A 2,495-nucleotide genomic window follows, 5' to 3' on the forward strand; every position below is an offset into this window, starting at 1 on the left:
GACGATAACATTTAAACAGTCATGCTGACAAAGGAAGCATCTTCCAAGAGATTCATTTAAACTGCTCGACGATAACATTTAAACAGTCATACTGACAAAGGAAGTATCTTCCAATAGATTTTTCAAAGTTGGTATTATTTTTTTTATTTGACTGTTGGGGAAAAAACATAACCTACTCTACCAATCCAAAATCCAAAATCATATGAATTTACAACAACCAATTATTATTGCCCAAGATATCCAAAAGTGGTATGGAAAATTCCATGTTCTAAAAGGTGTTAGCTTGACAGTAAATCGGGGAGAAGTAGTAGTAATTATGGGACCATCAGGTTCAGGGAAGTCAACTTTTATTCGTACCTTTAATGCCTTAGAAGAATATCAACAGGGAAAAATTGAAATTGACGGCATTACCCTGACTGATGACTTGCGGAATATTGAAGCAATTCGGCGAGAAGTGGGAATGGTGTTTCAACAGTTTAACTTATTTCCCCATTTTAACGTACTACAAAACATTACTTTGTCACCCATTTGGGTACGGAAATGGTCAAAAGTCAAAGCCGAAAAAGTAGCAATGCAGTTATTAGAAAGAGTGGGAATTGTAGAACAAGCACAAAAATATCCAGGGCAATTATCTGGTGGACAACAGCAGAGAGTTGCGATCGCACGAGCTTTAGCAATGCAACCCAAAATCATGCTATTTGATGAACCGACTTCATCCCTCGATCCGGAAATGGTGCGAGAGGTGTTAGACACAATTAGAACCCTGGCTGCTGATGGTATAACAATGGTAGTAGTTACCCACGAAGTTGGATTTGCTCGCGAAGTTGCCGATCGAGTGATTTTTATGGATGGAGGTTTAATTGTTGAGGAAGCTACACCTTTTAACTTCTTTCAAAACCCTAAGGAAGAGCGTACTCGCAAGTTTCTATCCCAGATTCTCTAGTCGTCAGTGTTGTCTTCTGTTGAGTATTCTTATGAATCATTCGCTTAAATTAATTCGCACGCAGTTAATTGTGGTTGCGCTACTTTTTTGTTTACTTTTTTCCCTAATAATTCCGATCGCAAATGCTGACTCGTTGGTTAATGGAGAAATTAATGCTAAGGAAATAATGAAACTCGGTGTCGAGAAGTTACAAAACATGGATTATTCGGGGGCAATTGGGAGATTTTCCCAGGCAATAGAAATAAATCCCCAATATAGTGCAGCTTACAGTAATAGATGTTTAGCTTTTCTTAATCTACAACAATATCAGAATGCCGTATCCGATTGCAACCAAGCGATAAATTTAACACCCAATAACATTGAAGCTTACATAAATCGGGGAATTGCCTATTATCGACAAAATAATTATCTCGCAGCAATGGAAGATAACAATCGAGCGATCGCACTAAAACCAAATGACTTTCGTGCTTATTATAATCGGGGAGTTGCGATCGCGTCTCTTGAAAAACACCAAGAGGCAATTTCCGACTACCATTTAGCTCTATCCCTAATTCCCGCAACGCAAAATTCTCTCATTGCCGACATTTACAACGACTTAGGTTTAGCAAAGTTTCACCTCAACAACATCAAAAGCGCAACCGACAACTTTACCCTCGCAATTCGTCTAAATCCCCAAGATTCCCGTGCTTACTTCAATCGGGGTTGTACCGTAGGTAAAAACGGCGATAACTTTGGTGCAATACGGGATTTTAGCAACACAGTCCATCTCAACCCCAGCAATACCCAAGCATACGTAAATCGTGGAATTGCCTATCATCGACTAGGATACGAACAAGCTGCAATATCAGACTTACAAACCGCAGCAACCCAATTCGGACAACAAAGACAGCAAATACCCTACCAAAAAACCATCGATTTAATCAAAGCAGTCCAAAAACAAATTTCTGCGATCGCGCAAACTGGTTAATTATAGAGATGGAGTAAAAGCTTTAGTACGGCAGTACCATAAAATTTAATGTTTGTATGTCGAAGCATTGCCAGTATTTTGCGATCGCTTATTTTCCTTGAGGTCTATGAATAAAGGCATATTCGCAAAATTGAGTTCTATTTTGAGTAAGTAATTAGTGCAAGCAATTAGTAATATTAATTGCACACTGGCTCAAAAAATTATACATACTTAGATAATCACAGGTTCTTTTTGTGACATCTAAATTCGCTATTGAGTAAAAACGGCACGCCAGTAAAAAAAGGTATCTTAAAAACGCCTGAAATAGCCATTAAACTCAATGCCAACAGGCTTTACGTGCCAATTATACTTAATAGCCTAAATTCATTATCAGTACTTTAGCCTTATACTGACTTGCTAGTGTAATATCTTTACTAAGTGCAGGTGATTTTTATTGCTTATTAACAGCAATAATTACAGAGTACATAACGAGCTTGATTTAGTGAATCTATTGCTATCAATAGATTCTGGCAAGTAGTTAAGAGTAGAGGATAAAAATAGTATGTAACACTGACAACAAAAAATATGGTACTGCCGTACTAAAAG

At 37.7% G+C, this 2,495-nt stretch carries 3 protein-coding genes; 2 read left to right on the forward strand and 1 reads right to left on the reverse strand.

What is annotated here, in order from left to right:
* Positions 1-202: 202 nt before the first annotated feature.
* Together CK510_RS17465 and CK510_RS17470 are read left to right on the forward strand one after the other, a co-directional pair.
* Positions 203-943, forward strand: a complete 741-nt coding sequence (locus tag CK510_RS17465) for an amino acid ABC transporter ATP-binding protein (RefSeq protein WP_095722924.1) — start codon at positions 203-205, stop codon at positions 941-943.
* Positions 944-974: 31 nt separating this feature from the next.
* A complete protein-coding gene (locus CK510_RS17470; RefSeq protein ID WP_095722925.1) occupies positions 975-1,910 on the forward strand; it encodes a tetratricopeptide repeat protein in 936 nt (311 codons plus the stop codon).
* A 45-nt stretch (positions 1,911-1,955) separates the two neighbouring features.
* Here CK510_RS17470 and CK510_RS31850 read toward each other — a convergent pair whose 3' ends face one another.
* The gene (locus CK510_RS31850; protein ID WP_158224924.1) at positions 1,956-2,096 is read right to left on the reverse strand and encodes a hypothetical protein; all 141 of its coding nucleotides are present in this window, start codon (positions 2,094-2,096) and stop codon (positions 1,956-1,958) included.
* Positions 2,097-2,495: the final 399 nt, after the last annotated feature.

This window comes from Brunnivagina elsteri CCALA 953, assembly GCF_002289455.1.
GTDB lineage: Bacteria > Cyanobacteriota > Cyanobacteriia > Cyanobacteriales > Nostocaceae > Brunnivagina > Brunnivagina elsteri.